This is a genomic window from Xanthobacter dioxanivorans, from assembly GCF_016807805.1.
GTDB lineage: Bacteria > Pseudomonadota > Alphaproteobacteria > Rhizobiales > Xanthobacteraceae > Xanthobacter > Xanthobacter dioxanivorans.
Window position 1 is genome coordinate 4,421,077 of record NZ_CP063362.1, and the last position, 25,704, is coordinate 4,446,780.

General features: G+C 69.3%; 26 protein-coding genes, 1 tRNA gene and 1 pseudogene. 11 read left to right on the forward strand and 17 right to left on the reverse strand.

Annotated features, from left to right (window positions below):
* Window positions 1-97: 97 nt before the first annotated feature.
* Window positions 98-1,270 (forward strand): vWA domain-containing protein, encoded by a 1,173-nt coding sequence (locus EZH22_RS20600; protein ID WP_203192319.1) that lies wholly within the window; start codon window positions 98-100, stop codon window positions 1,268-1,270.
* Entirely contained in the window at window positions 1,267-1,851 is a 585-nt protein-coding gene (locus EZH22_RS20605) for a hypothetical protein (protein ID WP_203192320.1), read from the forward strand. The genes EZH22_RS20600 and EZH22_RS20605 overlap by 4 nt, the downstream gene beginning before the upstream one ends.
* Here EZH22_RS20605 and EZH22_RS20610 read toward each other — a convergent pair.
* The 3 genes from EZH22_RS20610 to EZH22_RS20620 form a co-directional block, all read right to left on the reverse strand.
* A complete protein-coding gene (locus tag EZH22_RS20610) occupies window positions 1,837-2,844 on the reverse strand; it encodes a YcjF family protein (RefSeq protein WP_203192321.1) in 1,008 nt (335 codons plus the stop codon). The genes EZH22_RS20605 and EZH22_RS20610 overlap by 15 nt on opposite strands.
* Window positions 2,845-2,907: 63 nt before the next feature.
* Window positions 2,908-4,362: a YcjX family GTP-binding protein gene (locus EZH22_RS20615; protein WP_203192322.1), complete on the reverse strand. Its 1,455-nt coding sequence runs from the start codon at window positions 4,360-4,362 to the stop codon at window positions 2,908-2,910.
* 3 nt (window positions 4,363-4,365) lie between these two features.
* A complete protein-coding gene (locus EZH22_RS20620; RefSeq protein WP_203192323.1) occupies window positions 4,366-4,887 on the reverse strand; it encodes a SixA phosphatase family protein in 522 nt (173 codons plus the stop codon).
* A gap of 193 nt (window positions 4,888-5,080) precedes the next feature.
* Between EZH22_RS20620 and EZH22_RS20625 the strand changes: the two genes are divergently transcribed.
* Window positions 5,081-6,580, forward strand: coding sequence for an FAD-binding oxidoreductase/lyase (locus EZH22_RS20625; RefSeq protein ID WP_203192324.1), 1,500 nt, complete (start codon window positions 5,081-5,083; stop codon window positions 6,578-6,580).
* Here EZH22_RS20625 and EZH22_RS20630 read toward each other — a convergent pair.
* Entirely contained in the window at window positions 6,568-7,077 is a 510-nt protein-coding gene (locus EZH22_RS20630) for a hypothetical protein (protein ID WP_203192325.1), read from the reverse strand. The two genes, EZH22_RS20625 and EZH22_RS20630, sit on opposite strands and share 13 nt — an antisense overlap.
* Window positions 7,074-8,105: a P1 family peptidase gene (locus EZH22_RS20635; protein WP_203192326.1), complete on the reverse strand. Its 1,032-nt coding sequence runs from the start codon at window positions 8,103-8,105 to the stop codon at window positions 7,074-7,076. The genes EZH22_RS20630 and EZH22_RS20635 overlap by 4 nt, the downstream gene beginning before the upstream one ends.
* 258 nt (window positions 8,106-8,363) lie before the next feature.
* Between EZH22_RS20635 and EZH22_RS20640 the strand changes: the two genes are divergently transcribed.
* Complete coding sequence (locus EZH22_RS20640; RefSeq protein WP_203192327.1) at window positions 8,364-9,095, forward strand: cytochrome c biogenesis CcdA family protein; 732 nt, start codon at window positions 8,364-8,366, stop codon at window positions 9,093-9,095.
* Window positions 9,096-9,161: 66 nt separating this feature from the next.
* Here the strand turns inward: EZH22_RS20640 and EZH22_RS20645 are convergent, their stop codons facing one another.
* Window positions 9,162-9,692 (reverse strand): outer membrane protein assembly factor BamE, encoded by a 531-nt coding sequence (locus EZH22_RS20645; RefSeq protein ID WP_231711074.1) that lies wholly within the window; start codon window positions 9,690-9,692, stop codon window positions 9,162-9,164.
* Between the two features lie 175 nt (window positions 9,693-9,867).
* Between EZH22_RS20645 and EZH22_RS20650 the strand changes: the two genes are divergently transcribed.
* The 5 genes from EZH22_RS20650 to EZH22_RS20670 all read left to right on the forward strand — a co-directional run bounded on the left by EZH22_RS20650 (window position 9,868) and on the right by EZH22_RS20670 (window position 13,677).
* Window positions 9,868-10,446 carry a ubiquinol-cytochrome C chaperone family protein gene (locus tag EZH22_RS20650; protein ID WP_231711075.1) on the forward strand — a complete coding sequence of 193 codons (579 nt, stop codon included), beginning with the start codon at window positions 9,868-9,870 and terminating at the stop codon, window positions 10,444-10,446.
* Window positions 10,443-10,961 (forward strand): YceD family protein, encoded by a 519-nt coding sequence (locus EZH22_RS20655; RefSeq protein WP_203192328.1) that lies wholly within the window; start codon window positions 10,443-10,445, stop codon window positions 10,959-10,961. The genes EZH22_RS20650 and EZH22_RS20655 overlap by 4 nt, the downstream gene beginning before the upstream one ends.
* 150 nt (window positions 10,962-11,111) lie before the next feature.
* Window positions 11,112-12,182 (forward strand): phosphate acyltransferase PlsX, encoded by a 1,071-nt coding sequence (plsX, locus tag EZH22_RS20660; RefSeq protein ID WP_203192329.1) that lies wholly within the window; start codon window positions 11,112-11,114, stop codon window positions 12,180-12,182.
* On the forward strand, window positions 12,179-13,153 hold the full coding sequence (locus EZH22_RS20665; RefSeq protein WP_203192330.1) for a beta-ketoacyl-ACP synthase III: 975 nt from the start codon (window positions 12,179-12,181) through the stop codon (window positions 13,151-13,153). Before plsX ends, EZH22_RS20665 begins: the two co-directional genes overlap by 4 nt.
* Before the next feature lie 206 nt (window positions 13,154-13,359).
* Window positions 13,360-13,677 (forward strand): integration host factor subunit alpha, encoded by a 318-nt coding sequence (locus EZH22_RS20670; protein WP_203192331.1) that lies wholly within the window; start codon window positions 13,360-13,362, stop codon window positions 13,675-13,677.
* A gap of 280 nt (window positions 13,678-13,957) precedes the next feature.
* Here the strand turns inward: EZH22_RS20670 and mazG are convergent, their stop codons facing one another.
* The gene (mazG, locus tag EZH22_RS20675) at window positions 13,958-14,797 is read right to left on the reverse strand and encodes a nucleoside triphosphate pyrophosphohydrolase (RefSeq protein WP_203192332.1); all 840 of its coding nucleotides are present in this window, start codon (window positions 14,795-14,797) and stop codon (window positions 13,958-13,960) included.
* Between the two features lie 143 nt (window positions 14,798-14,940).
* On the opposite strand from mazG, the gene EZH22_RS20680 reads away from it, so the two are divergent.
* Window positions 14,941-15,408: an SAM-dependent methyltransferase gene (locus EZH22_RS20680; protein WP_203192333.1), complete on the forward strand. Its 468-nt coding sequence runs from the start codon at window positions 14,941-14,943 to the stop codon at window positions 15,406-15,408.
* Window positions 15,409-15,413: 5 nt separating this feature from the next.
* Here EZH22_RS20680 and EZH22_RS20685 read toward each other — a convergent pair whose 3' ends face one another.
* From EZH22_RS20685 to EZH22_RS20705, 5 genes are all read right to left on the reverse strand, one after another.
* The gene (locus EZH22_RS20685; RefSeq protein ID WP_203192334.1) at window positions 15,414-16,010 is read right to left on the reverse strand and encodes an SH3 domain-containing protein; all 597 of its coding nucleotides are present in this window, start codon (window positions 16,008-16,010) and stop codon (window positions 15,414-15,416) included.
* A gap of 253 nt (window positions 16,011-16,263) precedes the next feature.
* Window positions 16,264-17,127, reverse strand: a complete 864-nt coding sequence (locus tag EZH22_RS20690) for an MBL fold metallo-hydrolase (protein WP_203192335.1) — start codon at window positions 17,125-17,127, stop codon at window positions 16,264-16,266.
* Window positions 17,128-17,631: 504 nt separating this feature from the next.
* Window positions 17,632-18,039, reverse strand: coding sequence for a type II toxin-antitoxin system death-on-curing family toxin (locus EZH22_RS20695; protein ID WP_203192336.1), 408 nt, complete (start codon window positions 18,037-18,039; stop codon window positions 17,632-17,634).
* On the reverse strand, window positions 18,036-18,215 hold the full coding sequence (locus EZH22_RS20700; protein ID WP_203192337.1) for a hypothetical protein: 180 nt from the start codon (window positions 18,213-18,215) through the stop codon (window positions 18,036-18,038). The genes EZH22_RS20695 and EZH22_RS20700 overlap by 4 nt, the downstream gene beginning before the upstream one ends.
* A 255-nt stretch (window positions 18,216-18,470) precedes the next feature.
* Window positions 18,471-18,548, reverse strand: a tRNA-Pro gene (locus EZH22_RS20705).
* A 252-nt stretch (window positions 18,549-18,800) separates the two neighbouring features.
* Between EZH22_RS20705 and EZH22_RS20710 the strand changes: the two genes are divergently transcribed.
* The gene (locus EZH22_RS20710) at window positions 18,801-19,160 is read left to right on the forward strand and encodes a septal ring lytic transglycosylase RlpA family protein (RefSeq protein WP_203192338.1); all 360 of its coding nucleotides are present in this window, start codon (window positions 18,801-18,803) and stop codon (window positions 19,158-19,160) included.
* Window positions 19,161-21,145: 1,985 nt separating this feature from the next.
* Here the strand turns inward: EZH22_RS20710 and EZH22_RS31945 are convergent.
* The 5 genes and pseudogenes from EZH22_RS31945 to EZH22_RS20735 form a co-directional block, all read right to left on the reverse strand.
* Window positions 21,146-21,419: pseudogene (locus tag EZH22_RS31945) on the reverse strand (MerR family transcriptional regulator); the annotation flags it as partial.
* 134 nt (window positions 21,420-21,553) lie between these two features.
* The gene (gene hflX / locus EZH22_RS20720; protein WP_203196665.1) at window positions 21,554-22,882 is read right to left on the reverse strand and encodes a GTPase HflX; all 1,329 of its coding nucleotides are present in this window, start codon (window positions 22,880-22,882) and stop codon (window positions 21,554-21,556) included.
* Window positions 22,883-22,998: 116 nt separating this feature from the next.
* Complete coding sequence (gene hfq, locus EZH22_RS20725) at window positions 22,999-23,253, reverse strand: RNA chaperone Hfq (RefSeq protein WP_203196666.1); 255 nt, start codon at window positions 23,251-23,253, stop codon at window positions 22,999-23,001.
* A 151-nt stretch (window positions 23,254-23,404) separates the two neighbouring features.
* Window positions 23,405-24,262: a D-amino-acid transaminase gene (locus EZH22_RS20730; RefSeq protein ID WP_203192340.1), complete on the reverse strand. Its 858-nt coding sequence runs from the start codon at window positions 24,260-24,262 to the stop codon at window positions 23,405-23,407.
* A gap of 15 nt (window positions 24,263-24,277) precedes the next feature.
* The gene (locus EZH22_RS20735) at window positions 24,278-25,690 is read right to left on the reverse strand and encodes a TrkH family potassium uptake protein (RefSeq protein ID WP_203192341.1); all 1,413 of its coding nucleotides are present in this window, start codon (window positions 25,688-25,690) and stop codon (window positions 24,278-24,280) included.
* Window positions 25,691-25,704: the final 14 nt, after the last annotated feature.

A 25,704-nucleotide genomic window follows, 5' to 3' on the forward strand; every position in this document is an offset into this window, starting at 1 on the left:
GGTGTCGAGACCGGCGGGATTTTGCTTCGCCCAGCCGAGGCGGGTTATCCTCGCAAGGGCTTTCGCGGCAGACGCGCCTCAGGAAGGATCGACCCGCATGTTCATCGCCTTCTTCGAGGCGCTCAAGGCCGCCGGCGTGCCGGTTTCGGTGCGCGAGTATCTCACCCTCATGGAGGCCATGGACAAGGATGTGGCCGGCCGCCAAGTGGATGCCTTCTATTATCTCGCCCGTTCTTGCCTGGTGAAGGACGAGCGGCACCTCGATCGGTTCGATCAGGTGTTCGGCAAATGCTTCAAGGGGTTGGAGGCGATTGCTGATGAGATGGGTCAGGCGATTCCCGAGGAGTGGTTGAAAAAGCTCGCGGAAAAGCATCTCTCCGACGAGGAGAAACGCCAGATCGAGGCCCTGGGCGGTCTCGACAAGCTTCTGGAGACGCTGAAGAAACGCCTGGAGGAGCAGAAGGGGCGCCACCAGGGGGGTAGCAAGTGGATCGGCACCGCCGGTACCTCGCCCTTCGGCGCCTATGGCTACAATCCGGAAGGCATCCGCATCGGGCAGGACGGCAACCGCAACTTTCGCGCGGTGAAGGTCTGGGACAAAAGGGAATTCCGGGACCTGGACGACCAGGTCGAGCTGGGCACGCGCAACATCAAGGTGGCGCTGCGCCGCCTGCGCAAGTTCGCCCGTGTGGGCGCGCCGGAGGAACTGGACCTCGACGGGACCATCCGGGAGACGGCGCGGCAGGGCTATCTCGACGTCCGGCTGCGGCCTGAGCGGCGCAATGCGGTGAAGGTGCTGCTCTTTCTCGATATTGGCGGGTCCATGGACTGGCACATCGCCCAGGTGGAGGAACTGTTCTCCGCCGCCCGCTCGGAATTCAAGCACCTCGAGCACTTCTATTTTCACAACTGCGTCTATGAGAGCGTGTGGAAATCCAATGTCCGCCGGGCTTCGGAGCGCTTCCCCCTGTTCGACGTACTCCACACGTTCGCCCACGACTACAAGCTGATCTTCGTCGGCGACGCCTCCATGAGCCCGTACGAAATTACCATGTCCAACGGTTCGGTTGAACACAGCAACGCCGAGCCCGGCAAGGTGTGGCTGTCGCGGCTTCTCGCCACCTATCCCAAGGCGGCCTGGCTTAACCCGGTGCCGGAGGCGCAGTGGGGCTATACGGAATCCATCCGGCTCGTCCGCCACCTGATGGAGGACCGGATGTATCCGCTCACCGTCCACGGCCTCGATGCCGCCATGCGGGAGCTCACGTGAGGGCCGAGGGCGGGCAGGGCGCGCGTTCCTATGCCTATCTGCCGCGCCTGGGCGGGGCGGGGGTGCGCCTCGATCTGGCGCCGCCGGCCCTCGACTGGGCCGTCGGCGCAAAGGAGGGGCATCTCGCCCTTGCCGATGTGGACGGGGTGCGGCTGCGCTTTCAGGCGGCGAAGTTCGCCGGCTCGAGCTTCGAGATGGAACTTTCGGCGCGGGACGGGACCCGGCTCAAGATCGGCTCCGCCTCGCGCATCTCGCTCACCGGCGTGCGCGACCAGGGGCCGGATTATGCCGCATTCGTGCGCGCATTCCATCAGGCGCGGGCGCAGGCTGGCGGTCCGTGCCTGTTCCGGGGCGGCTTTCCCGCGTGGCGCTTCTGGCTGATGGCGGCCATGGGCGCCATCGCCCTTGCCGGCCTCGCCGCCGTGTTGGGGTTCGCCCTCGTGGAACGGCAATGGAGCTTCGCCATGTTCCTCGCCGCGATGTCGGCCTTCGTCGTCTGGCCCACGGCGCAACTGATCTGGCGGAACCGCCCCGTCACCTACCAGCCGGACGCCATCCCCGCCCACCTACTGCCGGCGTGAGGCGACCGCTTCTTCCTCCTCAGCCTTTCGCAGCAGGCCGGAGGCCACGTCGGCGAGACGGGGGGCCGGCAGGGCCGCGAAGGGCAGGGGCCGGGTGACCGCCATGGCGGCGAGCCCGAGGCGGGCGGTCAGAAGCCCGTTCACCACGCCTTCGCCGAGCCGGGCGGAAAGGCGCGCCGCGAGGCCCTGCCCGACGATCTGCTGCACCAGCGTATCTCCGGCCGCCATGCCGCCGGTGATGGCGAGATGCCCCACCACATGCTGCACCAGCCGCAGCATGCCGAGCGCTCCCGGCCGGCCGCCATAGAGGAGCGCCAGCCGCCGCACGAGGGAGACCGCGCTGTAGAGCACGAAGGCGAGGTCCACCAGGGCGCGCGGCGAGACGGCGGTGACCACGGAGACGTTGCGCGCCGCGTCGGACACCATCTGCCGCGCGCGGGAATCCAGGCTCGCCAGCAAGGTGCGCTCGGTGAGGCGCACGAGGTCGGCGCCGTCGATGATGCCGGAGAGGTGGCTTTCGAGGTCCGCGTGGGCGCGGGCGAGGGTCGGGGTCTGCGCGGCGAGCCGCAGCATGTCGCGTGCCACGCCTTCGGCCTCCGACCGGTCGTCGGCGGCGATGGCCAGGGTGGCGCGGCGGCGGATGTCGTCGAGCCGGGCGAGGCGGGAGAGGCCCGCCACCTCCCGGCCGACGATGATCACCACGGCGAGCACCAGCAGCGCGGTAAAGCCGAGCCCCACGTAGCCCAGCCATTCGGCCCGCGCGAACAGGTCCTCGACGAGGCGGCTCAGGCCGACATAGGCCGCGAGGCTGGCGATGCCGCCCAGCGCCGACCAGAACAGGCCGCCCCAGGACATGCCGGAGCGGCGCGGCGGCGCGGCGGCTGGGAGCAGGGCGGTCTCCGGCTCGATGGGGTCGGGCGGTGCCAGGGTGATGTTCGTCTCATCGAGGCGAAACACCTGCGGCCGCCGGGAGGAGGGGCGTTGGTCGCTCATCGTTCGTCGCTCATGAGCAAGGCATGGCGCGCAAGTGTGGCGCTGGCAAGCCCCTCCGGCGCCTCACGCCAGCCGGTCGCCCAGCAGGAATTGCAGCGCCCGGTCGAGGCGGATGTGCGGCATGGGGCCCGCGCCGATGCCAGCGGGCGGACGAAAGCGCAGGAAGCGGAAGTCCACGTCCCCGTCCACCGCCGAGGCGAGGCCGCGGAATCCGGCGCCGGAGGGATCGAACAGCGTGTCCGGATCGGCCGGGAGCTCGCCGGGAAACACCGCCACCTCCTCCTCCCCGTCGAAGACGTGGCCACCGGCCTCCTGTCCCTTGTCGGGCGTGCCGACAATGGCGTCGAGCTCGTGACCGTCGCGCCGCACGCGCGCCTCGCGGGTGGCGCGGATGGCGGCCAGCGCCACCACGTCGAGGGAGGCGCCGTGATCGCTTGCCCGCCCGCGCGCCCGTTCCACCAGGCGGGCGAGGATCGCTTCCAGCCGGTCATGGCTGGCCCGGTGCAGGTGGTCCGCCTTGGTGGCGGCGAACAGCACCTTCTCGATGCGTGGGCGGAACAGGGTGCTGACGAGGCTGTTCCGGCCGGTCCGGAAGGCCGCGAGGATGCCGTCCAGCGCCCGCTCGAGGTCGGCGAGAGCCGCCGGGCCGGCATTGAGGGCGGACAGCGCGTCCACCAGCACGATCTGCCGATCGAGGCGGGCGAAATGGTTGCGGAAGAAGGGACGCACGACGGCGTTGCGGTAGGCCTCGTAGCGGCGCTCCATCATGGCGCCCAGAGTACCGGCGCGTGGCGTGTCGTCGCCCACGTCGAGGGGAGCGAAGGTGAGGGCGGGGGAGCCCTCAAGATCGCCGGGCATCAGGAAGCGGCCGGGCGGCAAAAGGCTCATGGCGAGCTTTTCCGTGCGGCAGGCTTCGAGATAGGTGGTGAACAGCGCCGCCACTTCCCGAGCCTTGGCCTCGTCGACCGGGCCGGCGGCTGGCGCGTCGGCCACGGCGGCGAGATAGGGCGCGGCCACGTCGGCCCGTGCCGGGGCGCGGGCGAGAGCGAGGCTCTGGCGGGCGAACTGCTCATAGCTCATGTCGAGCAGCGGCAGGTCCAGCAGCCACTCGCCCGGATAGTCGACGAGGTCGAGCGTCAGAGTCCGCAGGCTGCCGCGCGCCGTGGCGAACCGGATGGAAAGCCGCAATTCGCTCACCCGCGTGGTGGAGGCCGGCCAGGCCCGAACCTGCGAGAGCGTTTTCAGGTGGTCCTCATAGGCGAAGCGCGGCACCGCGTCGTCGGGCTGCGGCTCGAGCTCTGCGCGGGCGATGCGGCCGGATTGCATGGCCTCGAACACCGGCAGGCGCCCGCCGCGGGTCAGCGCATGGACAAGGGCGGTGGTAAAGATGGTCTTGCCGGCCCGCGACAGGCCGGTCACCCCCAGGCGCAGGGTGGGATGGGCCAAGCCCTCCACGCGGTCTGCCAGGGTCTTCAGCGCGATGCGCGCATCATCCATGGCGGCGGTGAAGGGCACCATCGGTCAGTCGGCTCCGGGGAGGTCGCGGGGGGTGACGAAGCGGTCGAGACGCCCGCTCCCAGGGGCCACAAGGCTCCAGTCGTCCACCGGCAGGTCGATCACGGCCAGCGCGCCGGTTGGGAATTTCTCGGACATTTTCGACAGATAGGTGGCAGATCCGCCGGCCGCAAGCATCTCCGCGAGGTCCTCGAGGCCGGGATTGTGGCCCACCAGCATCAGCGAATGGGCGTCCCTGGGCTGTTCGCGCAGGACGGAGAGGAGGCGGCTGGCGGAGGCATCGTAGATGCGCGGCTCGCTCGCCACCACCTTCACCGGCGGCAGCTGGGCCGCCACCAGGTCCCAGGTTTCCCGGGTGCGGCGGGCGGGGGAGACGAGGACGCGGTCGGCGACGAGTTCCTCCCGCGCAATGTAGATGCCGATGCGCGGCGCCGCCGTCCGCCCGCGGGGGGCGAGGGGGCGCTCGGGGTCGGCGACACCGTCCGGCCAGTCGGACTTGGCGTGGCGCAGCAAAATCAGACGGCGCATGGATATCCGAACCAATCATCAAAATGTGGGTCCTTATCGCAGAGGCAATGTGTGCGGTGCAACCGGCGCTGCCGCGCTCCGGCGTCACGCCCACCCGGGTGCTCCCCTTCGCGCGTCACGAGAGCGCCGCAAATAAACGTTTTCTCAAGGGGAAGGCGCGAGGGTGGCCTCCGGCGCCGGCGGATGATTTCAGATGACCCAGACGGTTTCTCCCCGCGCGGCGGTGCAGCAAGCCCCTGCCTCCGGGCGGTCGGGAGCGGCGCCGAAGCGCACCCTGGACTGCGATGTCTGCGTCGTCGGCGACGACGTGGCGGGACTTGTCGTCGCCGGCGATCTCGCCTCGCGCGGTCGCGACGTCATCCTGCTGTCGACCGGGGAGGTCACTTGGCTACCGCTCGACGGTGTGCTCGCACCCGGCTTTGCCCTTCCCACCCTTGAACTCGTCGCGCGGGTGGGTGAGGCCGATGCGCAGGAACTTCTGATCCTCTCCGCCCATGCCGCCGAGCGTGGCCTGCGATTGGCGGAAAAGGCCGGCGTGTCCGCCGGACCCCGAGGCGCACTGGCGGTGGCCCGCGCGCACGCGGCCGACGCACTGGTGCGCGAGCATGAGATCCGGCAGAAGCTCGCCCCCGATTCCACCGTGCTCATCGATGCGCAGGACGTCGCGGCGCTGCTCGGGACCTCGGCATTTGCCGCCGCCCTCGGCGTGGTGCCGGCCGAGCGTATCGCCACAGCACCCCTGCGCGCGGCGCTGGAAACCGCCGCGCGGGCGGCGGGCGTCCGGTTCGTTCCCATCGACGGGGCGCTCTCGGCCGATCTCAACGGCCTGCGGAAATACATCACCACCAGCCGCGCGCGGGTGCGCGCCTTCCAGGTGGTCGTCTCCGGCGCCGGCGCTTTTGCCCGCATGGGGACGAGGACGGTGCAGACCGCGCCCTGGGTGTGCGGAATCTTCCGCCTGCCGGGGGTCGATGCCCCCTATGCCGGGCTGGTCGAGGAACGAGGACCCGCCGGCGCGCGCTTCCACTGGACCGGCGACCGCCTGGCCTTCGCCGCATCCGCCGCCACCACAGCCTTTACCCGCGTCGGCGCGGCCCGCGTCGTGCGGCGCCATGCGCGCGAGGTCTATGCCGAGGTGGGGCAGGGCGTGGTGGAGGGCGGGCGCGCCCGGCTGCGGCTTCCCGATACCGGCGGCATGCCGCTGATCCATGAGGGTGAGCGCGGCGTCTGGTACGCTCTCGCCTCCTCGGGAAGCGAGATCACACACGGCTTCATGGCCGCGTCGCTCATCGTCGGCGCCATTGCCGAGCGGGACGACCGCATCGCGCTGCTGCAGCCGTTCGCCGCCGCGGCACGCGGGGGATGGGCCGGCCGCATCGCGCGGTTCGCCGGCTTCTGGCACGCGCGGCTCGCCGCGAAGCTCTATGGCGAAGCAAAACCCATCCCAGCCGTCACGGATGCGACCGCGCTGCCGGAACAGGCACCGGTGCTGCCGCCGGCGCTGGATGCCTCTCCGGCAAAGGCCCGCCGCCGGGTCGCTGCCGCGACCTCGGCCTCCCGCCGGGCCGCGCGGGCAGCGCTCCATGCGGCATCCGGCTGGGCCGAGGGGCTGGCCGCCCGCGCGGCGGCCGAGCCGCGCCGCCGGCGCTTGCGCCCCGAGACCGACGAGGACGTTCCGCCTCAGCGCCGGTAATAGGCGAGCGGCCGCGCGCCTTCGCGGAAGTAGCCGAAGAAGGCCGCCGCGCTCGCCGCCTGCAGCAACAGGCCGGGCATCAGTGCCGCGAACGCGCCGAGGTCCGCCCCGTCCGGCGAGATGGCGTCGCGGATGGCGAACTGGCTGTAGGCCGAGGCCAGCACCCAGGCGACCAGGATCCATGGCGAGACGGAGCGGGCGAGGCTCGATTTCGCCACGGTGAGCACCACGAGGCTCGCCGCCCATGCGAACAGCACCAGCTGGGGCACGAGGCCGAGCCGCAACACCTGCTGCCCCACGCCGGCGCCGGCGAACGAATCGAACAGCGCCGATTTCGCTCCCGCCACGCCCAGCCCCGCCACCAGAGAGAACAGGCCAGCCAGCGGCAGCGCCGTGATGCCGCAGGCGCACCAGAAGATGACGGCGAGGGCCCCACCGAGGCGAGGCCCGAGGGCGGGGGCGGCGGCACGCTGGGGCGGCTGGGACGGCATGGTCATTCCTTGGATCCTGCAGCTGCGCCGTCACCGGCGGCGAAATGGTCGTGCCAGCTCCGCTGGCTTTCGGGGAAGGGCAGGCGCCGCGCCGCGTAGATGGCCCGCGCCACCGCGCGTGCCAGCACCAGCGAGGCGAGGGCGCCCAGCCGCGCGAGGTCGGGCAGGGGGGCTTCCAGCGGGCGCCGGCCGGTGGCGAGGGCAAACACCACGTCCCCGTCGAGGGGCGTGTGCACCGGGAACAGGGACAGCGCCAGCCCGTTCTGCGCCATGATGGCGAGCCGGCTGGCCTGGACCGTGGTCAGCACGGCGTCGGTGGCGACCACCGCGAGGGTGGTGGCGAAGCGCGCGACGCCGCCCTTGAGGTGCGGCGAGAACCCTTCGTCGGGAATAAAGGGCGGCAGGCCGAGGCCGCCGAACTCCCCGTCCTTCTCGTAGGGCGCGGCACGCAGATGCGGCCCGACGCCGAACAGCGGGCTGCCGGCCGCGTTCACTGCCACGATGGCCCCCACCACATGGCCGGACGCGGTGACGGCGGAGGCGGAGCCTAGGCCACCCTTCACCGTGGCCGTGGTGCAGCCGGTGCCGGCGCCGACCGAGCCGAGGGGGAAGTCGAGCCCGTTCGCCTCCGCGTCCTCCAGCGCCGCGCGGCCGAGGCGGTGATAGGGCGGATGCTCCTCCCATCCCTTGTCGCCGCCATTGAGCAGGTCGAACAGGATGGCGCCCGGCACGATGGGCACCCGCGCGGTCCCGACCGCAAAGCCCCGCCCCCGCGCGGCCAGGCCGGTCATGACGCCGGACGCCGCATCGAGCCCGAAGGCGGAGCCGCCCGAAAGGCAGACGGCATCCACCCGCTCCACGGTGGCGGCGGGATCGAGAAGATCGGTCTCCCGTGTGCCGGGTCCGCCGCCGCGCACGTCCACGGCGCCGACGCAGGGCGCCTCGCACAGCACCACGGTGGCGCCGGTGCCGATGTGAAGGTCGGTGGCATGGCCCACGCGGATGCCGGGCACATCGGTCAGGAGATTGCGCAAGAGGAGGCCTCCGGCGCTTCTTTTAGGCGAAATCGCCGGTGAAAGGCGATGGCCCGATTGCATCTTGTTCTCGCCCCGGGCGCGGGCGCGCGCTCACATCCCGGCGAGCGCGGCGATGTGCGGCTTGCTCCGCGGCGCCCCGCGGCTCATGAGAGGCCACGAACCCGAGCCTGGCGATCCCGTCCGATGCGCACGGCAAAAGGGCCCTGCGCGGCCAGCCCGCCGGACGGGCCATAGAGAGAGAGCGCAATTCCACCCATGGCCGACGTGACCTTGCCCGCCGCCTTCCTGGCCGGCCTCGTGAGCTTCGTCTCGCCCTGCGTCCTGCCGCTGGTTCCGCCTTATCTGTGCTTCCTCGGCGGCAGCACGCTGGATGACCTCGCCGGCGCCGAGCCGGTGAAGGAGGTGGCCCGCCGGGCCATGCTGGGCGCGGTGCTGTTCGTCTGCGGCTTCACCGTGGTGTTCGTGGCGCTGGGCGCGGGGGCCTCCGCCGTCGGGGATCTTTTGCGCGCCCACCTGGACCTGCTCTCCATCATCGCCGGGGTCGCCATCATCGTAATGGGACTCAATTTTCTCGGCGTGTTCCGCATTCACCTGCTCCACCGCACCGCGCGGGCGCACGTGCACGAACCGACCGGCGTGTGGGGGGCCTTCGTCATGGGGCTCGCCTTCGCCTTCGGCTGGACGCCCTGCCTCGGCCCGGTGCTGGGCGCGATCCTGGCGGTGGCAGGATCGGAAGCGACCGTGTCGAAAGGGGCCGGGCTGCTGGCAGTCTATTCGCTGGGCCTGGGCGTGCCGTTCCTGCTCGCCGCATTCGCGGTGCGGCCGTTCCTGCGGAGCCTCGTGCACATGCGCAAGATGCTGCCGGTGGTGGAGAAGGCCATGGGCGCGCTGCTGGTGCTCACCGGCATCGCCTTCATGTCCGGCTGGATCGCCCATGCGAGCTACTGGCTGATCGAGACCTTCCCGGCGCTCTCCACGCTGGGCTGAAACGCCGGCGCGGGGCAGGGCGCTCCTTGCCCGCCCTTGCGCTGACTGGTCAGGAGTGGGCCGACCTCAGAAGGTGACGAGGCCGATCATCTGGCGGATGAGGCTCAGCTCCTCGCCGCTGGTGGGTGTGGTCTGGGAGACGAAGTCGAACACCTTGCCGTCCTTCATCCCGTATTGGGCGATCCGGGTCACCTTCTTGTTCTTGTCGAAATAGATGCCGAGCACCTTCTGGTCGGTGATCTCCGGCTTCAGGAAGGCCACCTTCTGCGCCGTCTGCGAGATGTAGAAGAAGGCTTCGCCATTCACCGTGGCGACCGTCGATGGCGTGCCGAGCACGAGGAGCACCTGCTCCTGGCTCGAACCGACCGGCACCTGGTCCAGCGCCCCCTCGGCCAGCACATAGCCGCGCTGATAGGTGCGGGTGATGCCCGAGAGGCCGCCGCCGGTCCCGTTGGCAAGGTTCGCACCGTCGCATCCCGCGAGGGAGGCGCCCACGAGGAGGAGTGCCACCGGGGCCAGGGCCGAGCCGCGGCGCACGCCGCATCCCTTGCCGGAACCCGACCTGCCCTGCCGTGTCTTCATCTGCTGTGACGCCACACGCTTCCCCATCTGTCTCCGCCCCGCCGCGCTGATCGACCGGCGCGAGCCGGCCCTGTGATACGCGGATGCCGATACCGCCCTTTACCGATACCGCCCCTTGCTAAGCGGCCGGCGGCGCGTTACGCCGCTTGGCCGACCAGATCACTCCTGTCCACCGCCCGAAGGGGCGGACGTGCCCCGGATCCCGATGTTCAGCCTGTTCCGCCCATCCAAGACCCGCGCGCAAACCCGTGCGACCATCGAGCGCCTGTATGGCGCGATCGTGGCACAGTCGCGGCGGGCGGAGTTCTACACCGACTTCGGCGTTCCCGATACGATGGAGGGGCGCTTCGAGCTGCTGCTCCTGCATACCGTGCTGGTCTGTCACCGGCTGAAGGACGGAACCGAGCTGGAGCGCGCGCTTTCGCAGGAGGTGTTCGACGCCTTCGCGGCCGATATGGACCGCACCCTGCGCGAGATGGGCGTCGGCGACCTCTCGGTGCCGAAAAAAATGAAAAAGATCGGCGCGGCGTTCTACGGCCGCGCCGCAGCCTATGATTCGGCGCTGGCGCAGGCGGGGGGCGATGCCCTTGCCCAGGCCGTCGCGCGCAATATCCTCAACCAGAAGGACGGCGCGCCGGGTGCGGATGCCGCCGCGCTCGCCGTGTATATCCGCGATGCGGCGGAAGGCCTCCGGGCAACGCCGTTCGACGCCCTGGCCCGCGGCGACCTCCCGCTGGCGATCCCCGCACGGCGGGAGAACGAGACATGAGCGATCTGCCCTTTTCCCAATCCGTGCGGGTGGTGGACCTGCCGCCGCACGGCCTCGACCTCAAGCTCGCGCCGGACGCGAGGACCTGCCACGCTTTGGCAAGCTACGCCGGTGTGCTCGCAGTCAGCGACCTGGCCGCGCAGCTGCATTTCGATCCCGAGCGGGCCGATGGCGTGCACGTCACCGGACGGGTCACGGCCACCGTGCGCCAGACCTGCGGCGTCACCCTCGAGCCGTTCGACGCCCCGCTGAGCGAAGAGATCGACGTCCATTTCGTGCCGGCCGGCAGCTATGTGCCCAAGCCTCCCGCGCCCGGCGAGGAGGACGACGGCGAGGATCCGCCGGACGAGATCGTGGATGGCGCGATCGATGCCGGCGCGCTGTTGTGCGAGTTTCTCGTCCTCGGCGTCGACCCGTATCCGCGCAAGCCCGGAGCGGTGTTCGAGGCGCCGGCGACGAACCCTGCGGAGGTGTCGCCGTTCGCCGCCCTTGCGCGCCTGAAGGACCCAGAGTGAGCTGAAGAAGCCCAAGTGAGCCCTGTGGCAGTTGCGATCAGGGCACGAGACGCTATTGTCCGCGCGCCGGTCGGACCGCCCTGCGCGGGGTATCGTCCGGCATTGCAGCTACACCACGACCGCTGAGCATCGGAAGGACCGACACAGGAGATGACCGCACCCGTCCGCATCGCCCTCGACGCCATGGGCGGCGACCATGGACCCGAGACGGTCCTTGCCGGGGCGGAAATCTCCCTCGGACGCCATCCGGATATCGCCTTCGTCCTTTATGGTGAGGAATCGCGCGTCCGCGAGGCGCTGAAGAGCCATCCCAAGCTCGCCGCGGCCGCCCGCATCGTCCACACCGAAGTGGTGGTGGGCATGGACGACAAGCCGAGCCAGGCGCTGCGGCGCGGCCGCTACAAGTCGTCCATGTGGCGGGCCATCGACGCGGTGAAGACCAGGGATGCCGACGCCGCCGTTTCCGCCGGGAACACCGGCGCCCTGATGGCCATGGCCAATTTCAACCTGCGCACCATGCCCGGCATCAGCCGCCCGGCCATCGCCGCCATCTGGCCGACCCTGCGCGGGGAGACCGTGGTGCTGGACGTGGGCGCTTCCATTGGCGCCACCGCCAAGAGCCTGGTCGAGATGGCGGTCATGGGCTCGGCCATGGCCCGTGTCCTGTTCGACATCGAGAGCCCCACTGTCGGCCTGCTCAATGTGGGGGTCGAGGAGATGAAGGGCGTCGAGGAGGTCAAGGAAGCCGCGCGCATCCTGCGCGAGGACGGCATGCCGGTGAACTATCACGGCTTCGTCGAGGGCAACGACATCGGGGCCGGCACGGTGGACGTGGTGGTGACGGAGGGATTCGCCGGCAACATCGCGCTCAAGACCGCGGAAGGCACGGCCAAGCAGCTCGCCTCCTATCTGCGCTCGGCCATGGGGCGCACGCTGCGCGCGCGCATCGGCTATCTGCTCGCCCGCGACGCCTTCCGCGTGCTGAGGGAAAAGATGGACCCGCGCCGCTCCAACGGCGGGGTGTTCCTGGGCCTCAACGGCATCGTCATCAAGAGCCACGGCGGGACCGACGCGGAGGGCTTCGCCGCCGCCGTGGACCTTGCCTATGACATGGTGCGCCACGAGCTTCTCGCGCGCATCGAAAAGAGCCTCGGGCGCCTCCATCCACCGGCGACGCCGGTGCGCGAGACGCAGGCCGCAGGTGCGGAAGGGCAATCGTGAGCGGTATCAGGTCCGTCGCCCGGGGTACCGGGTCCTATCTTCCCGAGCACATTCTCACCAACGAAGAGCTCGCGCGGCGTATCGACACGTCCGACGAATGGATCGTGCAGCGCACCGGCATCCGCCAGAGGCATATTGCCGCCGAGGGTGAACTCACCTCCCACCTCGCGCTGAAGGCGGCGGAGCGGGCGCTTGCCGACGCGGGTTTCACCGCCTCGGACATCGATCTCATCGTGCTGGCCACGGCAACGCCCGACCAGACCTTCCCCGCCACGGCCGTCACGGTCCAGGCCGAGCTCGGCATCACCCGTGGCGCGGCGTTCGACCTGCAGGCGGTGTGCTCGGGCTTCGTGTTCGGCCTCGCCACTGCCGACGCCTTTCTCAAGAGCGGCGCGTTCGAGCGGGCGCTGGTGATCGGCGCGGAAACCTTCTCGCGCATCCTCGACTGGGAGGACCGCGGCACCTGCGTGCTGTTCGGCGACGGGGCAGGGGCCCTGGTGCTGGAAGCGGTGCAGGCGGACGACGCCCACGGCGCGGGCCTGCTCACCAGCCACCTGCGCTCGGACGGCCGCCATCGCTCCAAGCTGTTCGTGGATGGAGGGCCGTCCTCCACGGGCACGGTGGGCCATCTGCGCATGGAAGGCCGGGAGGTGTTCAAGCACGCCGTGGGCATGATCACCGACGTGATCGAGGATGCCTTCGCCGCCACCGGCGAGAGCGCGCAGAGCATCGACTGGTTCGTGCCGCACCAGGCCAACCGCCGCATCATCGACGCCAGCGCGCAGAAGCTCGGCATCGCGCCGGCCAAGGTGGTGACCACCGTCGACCACCACGGCAACACCTCCGCCGCATCCATCCCGCTGGCGCTCGACCTGGCCGTCAGGGACGGGCGGATCCGCAGGGGCGATCTCGTCCTTCTGGAGGCGATGGGTGGCGGATTCACGTGGGGTTCGGCGCTGTTGCGCTGGTAGGGCGCTTTTGCGTTGACCTTGCTCGGCACGCGCGGCTAGTTTGCCGGACGCCTTCCTTCGCAAGTGCGGAGTAGCAGGGAAGTGCGACGTTCCAACCGTCACATTCGTGAATCCTACTCTGTTAAAATCGTACGGGATTTCCAATGCGATTCCGCGGACGGGGCGGTCGCGGGATCCGCAATAGTTTTCTGGGGCCGGGGAGACACATGGCTGGTCGGACCGTGACGCGGGCGGATCTGTGTGAGGCCGTCTATCAGCAGGTGGGACTGTCTCGCACCGAATCCGCCCAGCTCGTCGAGATGGTGCTGAAGGAAATCGCCGATTGCCTCGCCCGTGGCGAGACGGTGAAGCTGTCCTCGTTCGGCTCGTTCGTGGTGCGCGAGAAGGGCGAACGGATCGGCCGCAATCCCAAGACGGGCCAGGAAGTGCCCATCGAGCCGAGGCGGGTGATGGTGTTCAAGCCATCCTCCATTCTCAAGCACCGCATCAACGGCACTGTCGGCGACGGCCTCGACGAGGACTGAGGCGACGAGCCCGCTCGACGGGACTGAGCGGGGGGCTAAGCGGACGACGGCCGTGCCACGGCTTCGAGCGCGCGTCGAGCCAGGGCCGGTATCTTAAGCGCTCGATCCTCCGCCACCGGTCCTCTTGCCACCGGTCCTCTTGCCCCGGGTCGTTCTGCCCATCGTCCCCGGGCGGTTAGCCGGATCTTGCCTCACCATGGCACCACATCGGCTGGGCTGGCAGTGAAGCGAGCCCGAGACCGGCGCGTGCCCAGGGCACGCGCCGGTTAAGCCACGTCATTTAAGCCACGTCATCGCGTTCCTTCCGCTTGGCGTCCTGCCAGAGCGCTTCCATCTCGTCGAGGTGCGCCTCCTCGGGGCGGCGGCCCTCTCCGGCGAGGGTGGCTTCCACATGGCCGAAGCGCCGGATGAACTTCTCATTGGTTCCGCGCAGAGCCGCCTCCGGGTCGACTCCGGCATGACGGGCGAGGTTGACGACGGCGAAGAGCAGGTCGCCGACCTCGTCGCGGATCGCCGCCGCGCCGCCGGCCTCCAGCGCCTCGTCCACTTCCTCGGTTTCTTCGCGGATCTTGGCGAGCACCTGCCGGGCATCGTTCCAGTCGAAGCCCACGTGGCTGGCCTTCTCCTGGAGCTTGAGCGCACGGGTGAGGGCCGGCAGGGGCAAGGCGACGCCGGACAGAGCGCCCGTCGCGACGGGCTCCTCCGGTCGTCCGGCGGCGCCGCGGGCAGCCGCGCGGGCGCGTTTCTCCTCCGCCTTGATCTGCGACCACAAGCCTTTCACCTGATCCGGCGAGAGGTCGCGTGCCGCGCCGAACACATGCGGATGGCGGCGGATGAGCTTGCTGGTAATGGCCTCCACCACGTCGCCAAAGTCGAAGCTGCCTTCCTCCTGCGCCATGCGGGCATGGAAGACGACCTGAAGCAGCAGGTCTCCCAGCTCCTCCTTGAGGTCCGGCATATCGCCGCGCTGGATGGCGTCCGCCACCTCATAGGCTTCTTCCAGCGTATAGGGCGCGATGGTCGCGTAGGTCTGCTCCAGGTCCCAGGGGCAGCCGGTGCCCGGCGTGCGCAAGGCGGCCATGATCTCGATGAGGCGCGCGATGTCGCGGGAGGGGTTCATGGAATTCTCCGTTGCCGGACTTGGGGAAGTTTACCTGCGTTTCGCCGCGGCGGGGCAGGGCGGCGCGGCGATCCACCCTGCCGGCCCCTTTACCATCGCTGCCGCCGTCCTATGCTCCCGCGCGACAGGTGAGGAAAGTTGAGATGCTGGAAATTGCGCCTGCCGGCCCCATCGACGACGACATCCGGCCAGGGGAGAAAGCGGTGGGACTGCCCGCGGGCTTCGATGCCGGCCTCTATTTCGTCGGCCGCATCCGCACCCCCTGGACCGAGCGCCGCAGCTGCCCGCGTCGTGGCGATGCGCAGGACGGTCCCATCTGCACCCTCGAGATCGATCCGCGCTGGGCCGAAGCGCTGGTGGGCCTGGAAGACTGCCCGCGCCTTCAGGTTCTGTACTGGATGAACCGGTCGCGGCGTGACCTGGTGCTGCAGAGCCCGCGCCACGACGGCGCCACGCACGGCACCTTCGCCCTGCGCTCGCCGGTGCGGCCCAACCCCATCGCCTCGTCGGTGGTGAGCCTCGTCGGCGTCGAGGGCCTGAGCGTGCGGGTGCGCGGTCTCGACTGCCTCGACGGCACGCCGCTTCTCGATCTCAAGGTCCAGCACGCCTGAGGTCATCATCGGCGGGTGCAGGGATTGACCGGGCGGCTGAGGCCGGCCTGCTCGAAACAGGCGTCGCCGGGAGCCAGCCAGCCGGCGAGGGGCGGGCGGGCCTCGCCGGGCGACAGACGCTCACGCACGTTCAGCCAACCGCCGGAGCATCCCAGCACCGAGAAGCGCAGCCCCACCGCCGGCGTGCCGGCATCGCCGCCGCCGGCCTTCGCGTGGAGACGCGGCGCCGCGTCCGCGGCGCTGAGTGTGCGCACGGACACCCGCGAACCGTGGACCCAGCCCGGCCCGGCGGGCAGCGGATCGGCCGGCGGGTCGGGATAGGCGATCTCGCTCACCAGCAGCCAGCCGCGATAGGAGCCGAGCACCGCGAAGCCGGGCGCCTGGAGCAGATCGCGCCCCACGGCATCCCGCGCGAAGACGTGGAGCTTCAGCGCACCGATGATCGGGGAGTCGAGGGATGGCCCGGTGCGGAGGTTGAGGCCGGCCGGATCCGGATCGTCGGCGAAGGCTCTGATGTTCACGCAGCGCGACAGATCCGCTGGCATGATGACATCGGCGGCCTGAACGGGGGCCGGCAGCATCAGCATCCCGACCGCCAGCATGCCCGTCACCAGCCAACCCGGACGCCGCGCAAGCATCCCATACAAGCGAGTCGCAGAAGAAATATTATGGAACATAAGAGTGAGTGACAGGGGCGGGCGCAGCCTCATGCGCCGCATCACGCCGCCGCTCCGATCGGGTTTCACCCAGGCTGAATGTTCACAAAATAAATCCAGCATTTCAGTGCCTTGTCTGGGGATCTGAATCAATTGAGCGAATCGGAAATCCTGTGCGGCGACCCGTGGGCGGGCTGCCTCAGCCGTTGGCCGTGGCATCGGCCGGCGCGGCTCCGCAGCGGACTGGCGATATGAACCGCAGGCCGTCATGGGCCGGCACCACGCCGGGCGGCAAGCTCCGCTCCAGCGCGCCATAGTCCAGGTCGGTGTGCAGATTGGTGAGGATGGCGCGTCGCGGCTTCATCCGGGTCACATGCTCCAGCGCCTCCTGAAGCGTGAAATGCGAGGGGTGCGGGATCTCGCGCAGGGCGTCGATGATCCACACATCGAGATTGCGCAGATGCGCGAGGCTGTTCTCCGGGAAGCCGTTCACGTCGCTGGAATAGGCCACGTCGGCGAAGCGAAACCCGAAGGCGTCGATGTCGCCGTGGTGCTGGCGGAACGGGAGCGCGACAATGGGCCCGCCCGGCCCGTCCACCACGATCTCGCGGCCTTCGCGGAAGCGATGCTCGGTGAGGATGGGCGGGTAGGCGCTGCCGGGTGGGGTCGAGAAACAGTAGCCGAAGCGCTGATGCAGGGCGCTGGAGGTTTCCTCGTCCGCGAAAATGTCGAGCCGGCGCCGGTGCAGGATGGCCAGCGGCCGCAGATCGTCGATGCCATGGGTATGATCGGCATGCGCATGGGTGAAAAGCACCGCGTCCAGGGCCGCGACGCCCGCATCCAGCAGCTGTTCGCGCAAGTCGGGGGAAGTGTCCACGAGGACCGTGGTGGTGCCCGCCGCGCCGTGGCGCTCCACCAGCATGGAGCACCTGCGCCGGCGATTGCGCGGATTGGCGGGATCGCAGGCGCCCCAGCCCTGCCCTACCCGCGGAACGCCGCCCGAGGATCCGCAGCCGAGGATGGTGAAGGTGAGGTTCTCGCCGGGCGCGGAAAGCAAAGGCATGTCGGGCAACCTCGTTCATCCGTGGGCCCCGATATTGTGCTCAGGGAGCGGATTCGCCGGAAAGCCTCATCTAAATCCTGACGCGCCCCAGATCCAAGCTTGGGCATGTCGGGGGCGATCACTTGCTGGATGCAACAGCGGCGGGACCGGCAATCGCGACACGGCTTCGAGAGGCTGCCGCCTGCACTTTAAGGCATGGAACTTTCTATTTCTAATCAATGGCTTGCGATGCATGATTCGCGCATTGATTCACTTCAGCATCTGGCCGCAAGTGCTGGTCTACGGATACGCGGCGTGATGCGGCCGCGCCCGATCACGATTCCCCGGCCGCGCCCTGGCGATATCCCGTGGCCCCGGCCGGGCTCCTAGCTTCGGGGGAGACATTGCCGGGCCACGCGCGAGGCCCCACAGCGGAAAGAGGACCTGCGGCCCCCGTCTCTCAACCACACTGTTCAAGGTCCCCGATTGCGCACAAAGGGGCGGCTCAAAGAGCCGCCCCTTTGTTTACGCGCTCTCGGTTTCAACCGGGCGCACGAAGGCCCGATGGGTCTCGACGAACCATTCCATTGGCTGATCGTGCCCAATAACAGCGATCATGTCCTCAGCAAGCTTAACGTCGTCCTCGATCTCGATCGCGTAGCCATTGAGAATCAAGAACATACCGGCCGCGGCCCAGCCGGTCCGCTTGTTACCCTGCTCGAATGGGTGATTTTCCGCGATTCCGAAGCACAGGACACAGGCAAGGGTAAAAATGTCCCGCTCTTGCCCATAATACCAGTGGTCCGGAGCGCGACAGACGGCACCGCCCAAAAGGGTCTCGTCGCGGATTAAGAAGGGCTCCCCCTTCTCCGCGATGATCTCCTCATTCAGCTCTGCGATGTCTTCGCGAGTAAGCCAAACCGGCTCGCTCATTCGGCAAGCTTGGCCATCGTCTTAGGGAAGCGCTTGCCAAAGGCCCGCGCAAATGCCCGCGCGTCCACCTTGTCAGCCGCCTGATAGTCGATGCCGGACGCGCGCAAAGCCGCATTCACGCGCGCCGTATCAAAAGGCTCAACGTGGTGCTCGATAGGCTTTTTGAGCGCGCTCATGTCCGTACCCTCACGCCGTGACATACGCCAATCTGACATACGCGTAGGCGACATACAAACTGAGGATATGGAATTTGGGTTCAAAAATTTCAAACGGATTTTTTCGAGCTGCTTTTTAAGAGCTGGAATTTTAAGAGCTGGAATTTCGTGAGGTCCAAAGCACCCCTGTGCGGACCCGGTGCGGACCGTCACAGCAAAAAATTAAAACGACGCTCCTGGCATCGCTAATTTCTTCAGTGATTTTAAGGGCTTGAATGGTCGGAGCGAGAGGATTTGAACCTCCGACCCCTAGTCCCCCAGACTAGTGCGCTAACCGGGCTGCGCTACGCTCCGACGTGGAGGCGAGGCTTAGACCATCGTTTCGACGGCGACAAGCCCAAATGCGACACCTGTGGGCCGCTCTCCCCAGGCGTCGTTTCCATGCCCCCTTCCCTCTCTCAGGGATTGCATAGCCAAGCTTGAATCGCGGCAGGATTGTGGTCTGGCGTGGCCCAATCGCCTCCTTTTTGCCGGCGAAATGGGACACTCCCGCCTGATTCGCCGGCCATTTGGCAATCTTCCTCAATGACACGGAAGATTGAACGCATGAAGATTCGCGTGGTCCTGTCCTGCGTTGCCCTGTCTGTCTCGGCCGCAATGGCCGCCTCAAGCACGGCGCGTGCGGACACCTCCACCGGCATCGCCTCCTATTACTGGCAAGGCCGTAGCACCGCGAGCGGTGAACGCTTCAACCCCTCCGCCATGACGGCGGCGCACCGCTCCCTTCCCTTCGGCACCAAAGTGCGTGTCACAAATCTTCGCAACGGCCGCAGCATCGTCGTGCGCATCAACGATCGCGGCCCCTTCACGCGCGGCCGGATCATCGACGTTTCCAAGGCTGCGGCCAGCGAGCTGGGCTTCACCGGGAACGGGATCACCCGCGTGCATCTCGCGGTCATCGACTGACCGCGACCGCGGCAGGGCTCAGCCGGCGTCCCGCGCCTCGTCGCGGGTGACGAGCACGCCCTCCACCAGGCGCCGGCATTCGCCAAGCTCATAGAGCACGGATTGCAGGCGATGGACGTCGTCCCGCGAGAGCACCGGAGCCGCAACGGGGGCATGTCCCACCACCCGCGGCTCGGACCTCAGGTGGGGCGGCAGGTATTGTTCCGGCGGGCCATGCCGCAGCGGCTCGCGTGGAGCACGGGCGGGTTCCGCCCCCTGCGGCGCCTCCGGTGAAGCGAAAGGCGCGCCCGGTCGCGCCGCCGCCGGCCCGATCATGGAAGGCTCGGGGCGTGACCATGGCGCGCTGCTGGCTTCCACATCGACCCGCTGATTGATGCCGGGCGCAGGCCCGGGCTGCGGATGGCGCGGCAGCAGGTGGGGCGGCTCTTCCTCGTCGATAGGGCCGATGAGTGGGCCGACCCGAGTCGCGCGCGGCAGGGTCTGCGGCGGGGCATCGCCCCAGGCGTCGCTCCACGCCGCGTTCCAGGCGCCGGTGCGGCCGTCGTCCAGGGCATCCCTGCGTCCGTCCTGTCGAAACGCAGGGGGCTCGGCGTCGCGCCGCATGGGGCGTGCGTCCGCCGGCGTTATCGCATCGCGCCGACCCGTCGGCAGGGGCGCGGCGGGCGGCCTGCGCCGGTCTTGGTCCATGCTTCTGTTCTCCGGAAAGACGTCCTCGTCGACGGGACCGGCGCGATCCAGGCCGAAGCGATCTTCGATCGGCCCATTCTGGGTGAACCGATCGGCAGCGAACCGATCATCGGCGAATAGATCGCTGGCCGGATGAACCGCCGCCCCCGGGGCCGCCCTGCCCGCGCGCTCGGCGGTGCGGCCCGTGTCCCCGGACCGCACATTGTCCCCGGCCTCCTCGACCCAGTCGGCCTGCCGCCAGTCACCGTCCTGCATCTGGCGCCGGCGCGTGTCTTCCTCGCGCAAGCGGGGGCGCGTTGACCGCTCCGCTCCCGCTTCGCGGGCGGGACGCATGTCGTCGAAATCGTCCTCTTCCTGCGGTTGAACCGCCGCGCGTGGCGGTGCCGGCCGGCGGGCGCGGGCGGGAATATACTCCTCCGGCGGGCCCGGATCGGGCCGCGCAGCGGCATGGCGCATGGGCGGTTCCGGCCGGACATCCGGCTGTCGCGCTTCCGGCTCGCGGCCGCCGGGGTGCGGCGCATCCGGCTCGTGCGACCAGTCGTCCTCCTCGAAGGCCCTGCGGCTGGCGCGATCCTGCGCCTTCAGGCGGCGGATGCGTGCTTCGATGGGTTCGGACAGGCTCGGTGGCGCCTGCGGATCGTCGTCGAGAAAGGGCAGCAGCGGATCGTCCAGCTCGGGCGAATGGGGCCGGCGCTCGTCGCCTGCGGCAATTCGGGCCGCGGGCCCGCGTGTCGGCCGCTGGGGGGCAAAGGCCGGCTCGATGCGCCGCTCCGCCTCCCCGGCAGGGCGCTGTTGGGTGCGACGGGGTTGGGCCATTGCAGGGCCGAGGGACGGCCGGTGCGGGTCGCGGGCGGGCGCAGCCTCGAAGGACGGGTCCTGGCGCGTGATGTCGGCCGAGGCGCGCCACTCTTCTTCCAGAGGGGCGCGCGCCTCCATCCGGGGCTCGCGCCGTTCCTCGGTCTCGCGGCGCGGTGGCTCGCGCCGTTCCACCGGCGGCTCGATCCGTTCGCCGGCGGACGGGCGCCGGGGACGATCGGAGGCGGCCGGCCGCAAAGCGATGGGCGGCACGGGGGCTTCCACGTCGAGATCGCGATCGGCGTCCCGGTCGGGGAAGGGCAGAGGCAGTTCCGCCATGGGGGGCAGATCGGGCAGGGCCGCGTCGTCCCGCCCGCCATTGCCCTTGGGCCGGCGCCGCGGCAACAGGCCCAGCAGTCCGCCGAAGGTGACGCCCTCGGACGCGGCGTCGCGCGGCATCCGGGCAGTCCGCATCACCGCGACCTCGCGTTCGATGCCGAGATCCTGCACGAAGCGGACGCCCTGATCCTTCAGGATGCGCTGGGCGCCCTTGATGGTATAGCCGTCGGTGTAGAGCAGATGGCGAATGCCGCGCAGGAGGTCCACGTCCTCCGGGCGATAGAAGCGACGCCCTCCAGCGCGCTTGACCGGCTTGATCTGGGGGAAGCGCGTCTCCCAGAAACGCAGCACGTGCTGGGGCAGGTCAAGGTCGTCCGCGACCTCGCTGATGGTCCGGAAGGCGTCCGGAGCTTTCTCCGTCTCGCGCGCGTCGCCCACCTGTGTTCCGCCTCGTCCGCCGAATCGCCCGCACCCTTACAGGGAATCATATCGGCGATCGATACTTGCGGGAAGCTGCGGAGGCGGCGCGTGAAGCGCTCGCCCCCGGCTTTTCACGACCTGCCTTTCGCACCCTACATGGGATGGACGCGGCGGGCTCCGAAGCGCCGGGCGATGAGACCCGCCCGATCCGGCGGAATGCGCAGGGCCACATGCACCTGCCCGTCGTCGCCGATGGAGCGCTCCAGCACCTCCCCGTGGCGATAGAGCCAGCCGAGCCCCTCCCCGTCCTCAGGCGGGAGTGTCACCGCCACCGTCACCCGGTCGGCGGTGATGCGCCGCTCCACCAGGGCCAGAAGGTTGTCGGTCCCCTCCCCGGTCAGGGCCGAGACGGGGACGGGGCCGTCGCCCACGTCGGCGCGACTGGCCCGGTTCTGCGTTTGCTCGCGCGCCTCGGGCGAGAGGCGGTCGATCTTGTTCCACACCTCGATCACCCGCCCGCCTGGCTGCGGATCGACGCCGAGGTCGGTGAGCACGTCGTCCACGTCCGCCCCCTGGGCGTCGGTGTCGGGATGGGAGATGTCGCGCACGTGCAGGATCACGTCCGCCTCCAGCACCTCCTCCAGCGTCGCCCGGAAGGCGGCGACGAGCTGAGTCGGCAGCTCGGAGATGAAGCCCACCGTGTCGGACAGGATGATGCGGGTGCCGTGGGGCAGGGCGACGGCGCGCAGGGTGGGATCGAGGGTGGCGAAGAGCAGGTCCTTCGCCATCACCTCGGCCCGCGTCAGCCGGTTGAAGAGGGTGGACTTTCCGGCATTGGTGTAGCCCACGAGGGCAACCACCGGGTACGGCACCTTTTTCCGGCTCTTGCGGTGCAGGCCGCGGGTGCGCTTGACCTGCTCCAGTTCCTTCTCGATGCGCACGATGCGCTCGCCGATGAGCCGGCGATCCGCCTCGATCTGGGTCTCGCCCGGGCCGCCGAGGAAGCCGAAGCCGCCGCGCTGGCGTTCAAGGTGGGTCCAGGACCGCACCAGGCGGGAGCGCTGGTAGTTGAGATGGGCGAGCTCCACCTGCAGCGCGCCTTCCTTGGTGCGGGCGCGCGTGCCAAAGATCTCCAGAATCAGAGCGGTGCGGTCCACCACCTTGGCGGACCATGCTTTTTCCAGGTTTCGCTGCTGCACCGGGGAGAGCGCCGCGTCAAAGAAGACGAGGTCGACCTCCTCGGCTTTCACGATGCCGGCCAGTTCTTCCACCTTGCCGGTGCCGAGGTAGGTGGCCGGGCGGATCTCCGACAAAGGCACGATGCCCGAATAGACCACCTGGAGGTCGATGGCGGCGGCAAGGCCCACCGCTTCCTCAAGGCGCGCGTCCGGGCCACGGCGCTCAGGGACGCCGCGGGTGGCACGCTTCGATAGAATTGGGGTGATCACCGCGCATCGCGTCGGCGGCGCGCGGCGGTCGATGCCGCCGCGGCCCTCCTTCTCCCGCCCGCCGGATGGACCCGTGTCCCGTTCCGGCTTGCTGGCAGCCCCCTCGCCTTGCGATCTGGCCCCCTTGGCGGATCCGCGCTCCACGCTGCTTATGCCTTTTCTCCCGCATCATCGGTGGGATCGAACAATTGCACCGGATGTCCCGGCATGATGGTGGAAATGGCGTGCTTGTAAACCAGCTGGGAATGTCCGTCGCGGCGCAGCAGCACGCAGAAATTATCGAACCAAGTGACGACGCCCTGCAATTTCACCCCGTTTACCAGGAATATCGTGAGAGGTGTCTTGTTCTTGCGGACGTGGTTGAGGAAAGTGTCTTGGAGATTTTGTGTCCGTTCCGCCGCCATTTTCGTATCCGTTTCTTTCGGCGTTAAGCCCACGGCGGACACACGCAACGACTGTGCCTCCGCAGTGGGAGTTGGGGACGCTAGAATGGCACAGCCCCGTCGCGGCGCAATAATATTTTGCCCCGCAACATAGGCGTGGCCTTGGACAGGCTCAGCTCACTTCCGAAAAGTCGTGGAATTTCAAGCGCAAGGTGGTGGCGATCGGCCCCGGCACGCCCTGCCCCACCAGCACGCCGTCGAGCCGGACCACCGGCATCACAACCGTGGTCGCGGCGGTGATGAAGGCTTCGGACGCGGCGTGCGCCTCGGCCACCGTGAAGGCCCGCTCTTCCAGCTGGTAGCCCAGCGCCTTCGCCACCTCCAGCACCACCGTGCGGGTGATTCCGCGCAGAATCCCGCCCTCCGCGGGGCGGGTGAGGATGCGTCGGTCCGGGGTGACGATCCACGCATTGGTGGAGGCGCCCTCGGTCACCGTGCCGTCGGGGGCGACGAACCAGGCCTCGCGTGCCCCCGCCTCCTTGGCCTGCTGCTTGGCCAGCACGTTGGGAAGGAGCGAGGTGGACTTGATGTCCACCCGGGGCCAGCGGTTCTCGGGCACGGTGATCACCGCCACGCCCTTGGCCGCGGTGGCATCCTGCGCCGCGCGATCGGTGCGGCGGGCGGTGACCACAACCGAAGGGGCCGTGCCGGGCGGTGGAAAGGGGTGGTCGCGCCGCGCCACGCCCCGGGTCACCTGGAGATAGACCATGCCGTCGGTGACGCTGTTGCGGCGCACCACCTCGTGCAGCACGGCGGAGAGGGCGGCGTGGGTCATGGGGGTGGGAATCGCCAGTTCCCGGAGCGAGCGGTCGAGCCGCTCCAGATGGCGCCTTTCATCCACGAGCCGGCCGCCGAGGACCTCGCAGACCTCGTAGACGCCATCGGCGAACTGATAGCCGCGATCCTCCACGTGCACACTGGCGTGGCGGTGAGGCAAATAGCGTCCGTTGACATAGGCGATGCGCGACATGAATCCCTGCTTCGGTCAGGTGCGCCAGACGGCGAGATGGAGGACCACGAAGAGCCCGATGATTTCCAGCCGCCCCGCCACCATGCCCAGCACCGCCACCAGGACGGACCCCACCGGCAGGGAGGAGATGGCCGGCCAGCCGAGGCCTGCGGCGTCGTAGACCGGCCCGGTATTGGTGACGACCGCCGCGGCGGCGGCCAACGCCGCCTGGAAGCTCGGCAAGCCGGGGCTGAGGGCGATGGCGCACACGCCGAACAGGAAGGCGAGGCTCGCCGCGCCGGCCCAGATGCCGCGCATGACCGAGCCCACGCCGCCTTCCAGCGCCGCCGGCTGCACGAGGTGGGGATAGACGAGGCGCATCAGGTCGCCGCGCGTCCGCAGCAGGATGGCGCGCAGGCGCATCATCTTGAGCCCGCCCGCCACCGAGAGCGCCCCGCCTCCGAGCAGGACCACCAGGATCACGAGCCCGGCGGGCAGGCTTTCATAGCTGCCGTCGCGCGGGCCGATGCCGCTGGTGGATATCAGCGAGGCGGCGGAGAACAGTCCGTCGCGCAGCGCCTCCAGGGACGGCGCGTCCGCCGTGCGGTAGAGGATGGCACCGACGACGACGCCCAGGACCGCCCACCAGCCGATGATGACGAGGCTCTCCACCTGCTCCGGCGCCGCGTTGACCCGTCGGGTGAGGAGCGCGCGATGCCAGCGCACGCTGGTGGCGCTCCAGAGCAGGAACGGTAGCAGCAGCCATTTCGGGCTCTCATCCAAGGTGAGGGCGAGCTGCGCCTCGGGCGGCAGGTGTGCGCCGGCCGACACCACCGCCGTCGCCAGGGTGAAGGCCACGTAGAAGCTCTCGCCCCCCATCAGGAGCAGCACGACGATGAGCCCGGTCGCCGCGACATAAGCAGGGGCGGTCTCGCGCAGCACCGCAACCAGGTCCACCACGTCCAGCGCCGCGCCGCCGCGGGGTGTCCGGTCGGGCAGGCCGCCAAGGCCGGCGGGCGCGAGCACCGCCACTGCCGAGACCACGGTGAAGAGCCCGCCGGCCCATTGCAGCAGGCCAAACCAGACGAACAGGCTCGCCGGCCCCTGCTTCAGCGCCGTGAGGCCGGTGGCGGTAAAGGCCGAGACCGCCTCGAACCACGCCGCAAGCGGCGGCAGGCCAGCCGCGATGGCGATGGAGGGGGTGGCGGCGAGCGGCACCAGCAGCCAGATGGCGGCGACAAGGGCGACGCCGCCGGTCCGGGTCAGGCGCACCGGCCGATCCTGCATGGTGAAGCGCAAGAGGCCGGCGACGAAGAAGGCGAAGGCGAAGGTGGCCAGGAAGATGGGCGCATGCCCGCTCCCCGTGCGCGCCGCGACCGCCGCCGGCACAAGGGCCAGCGCACCCATCCCGGCGAGGGCGGCAGCGAGCGGATGCGCGGCGTTGATCATTCCGGCGGCCGCGG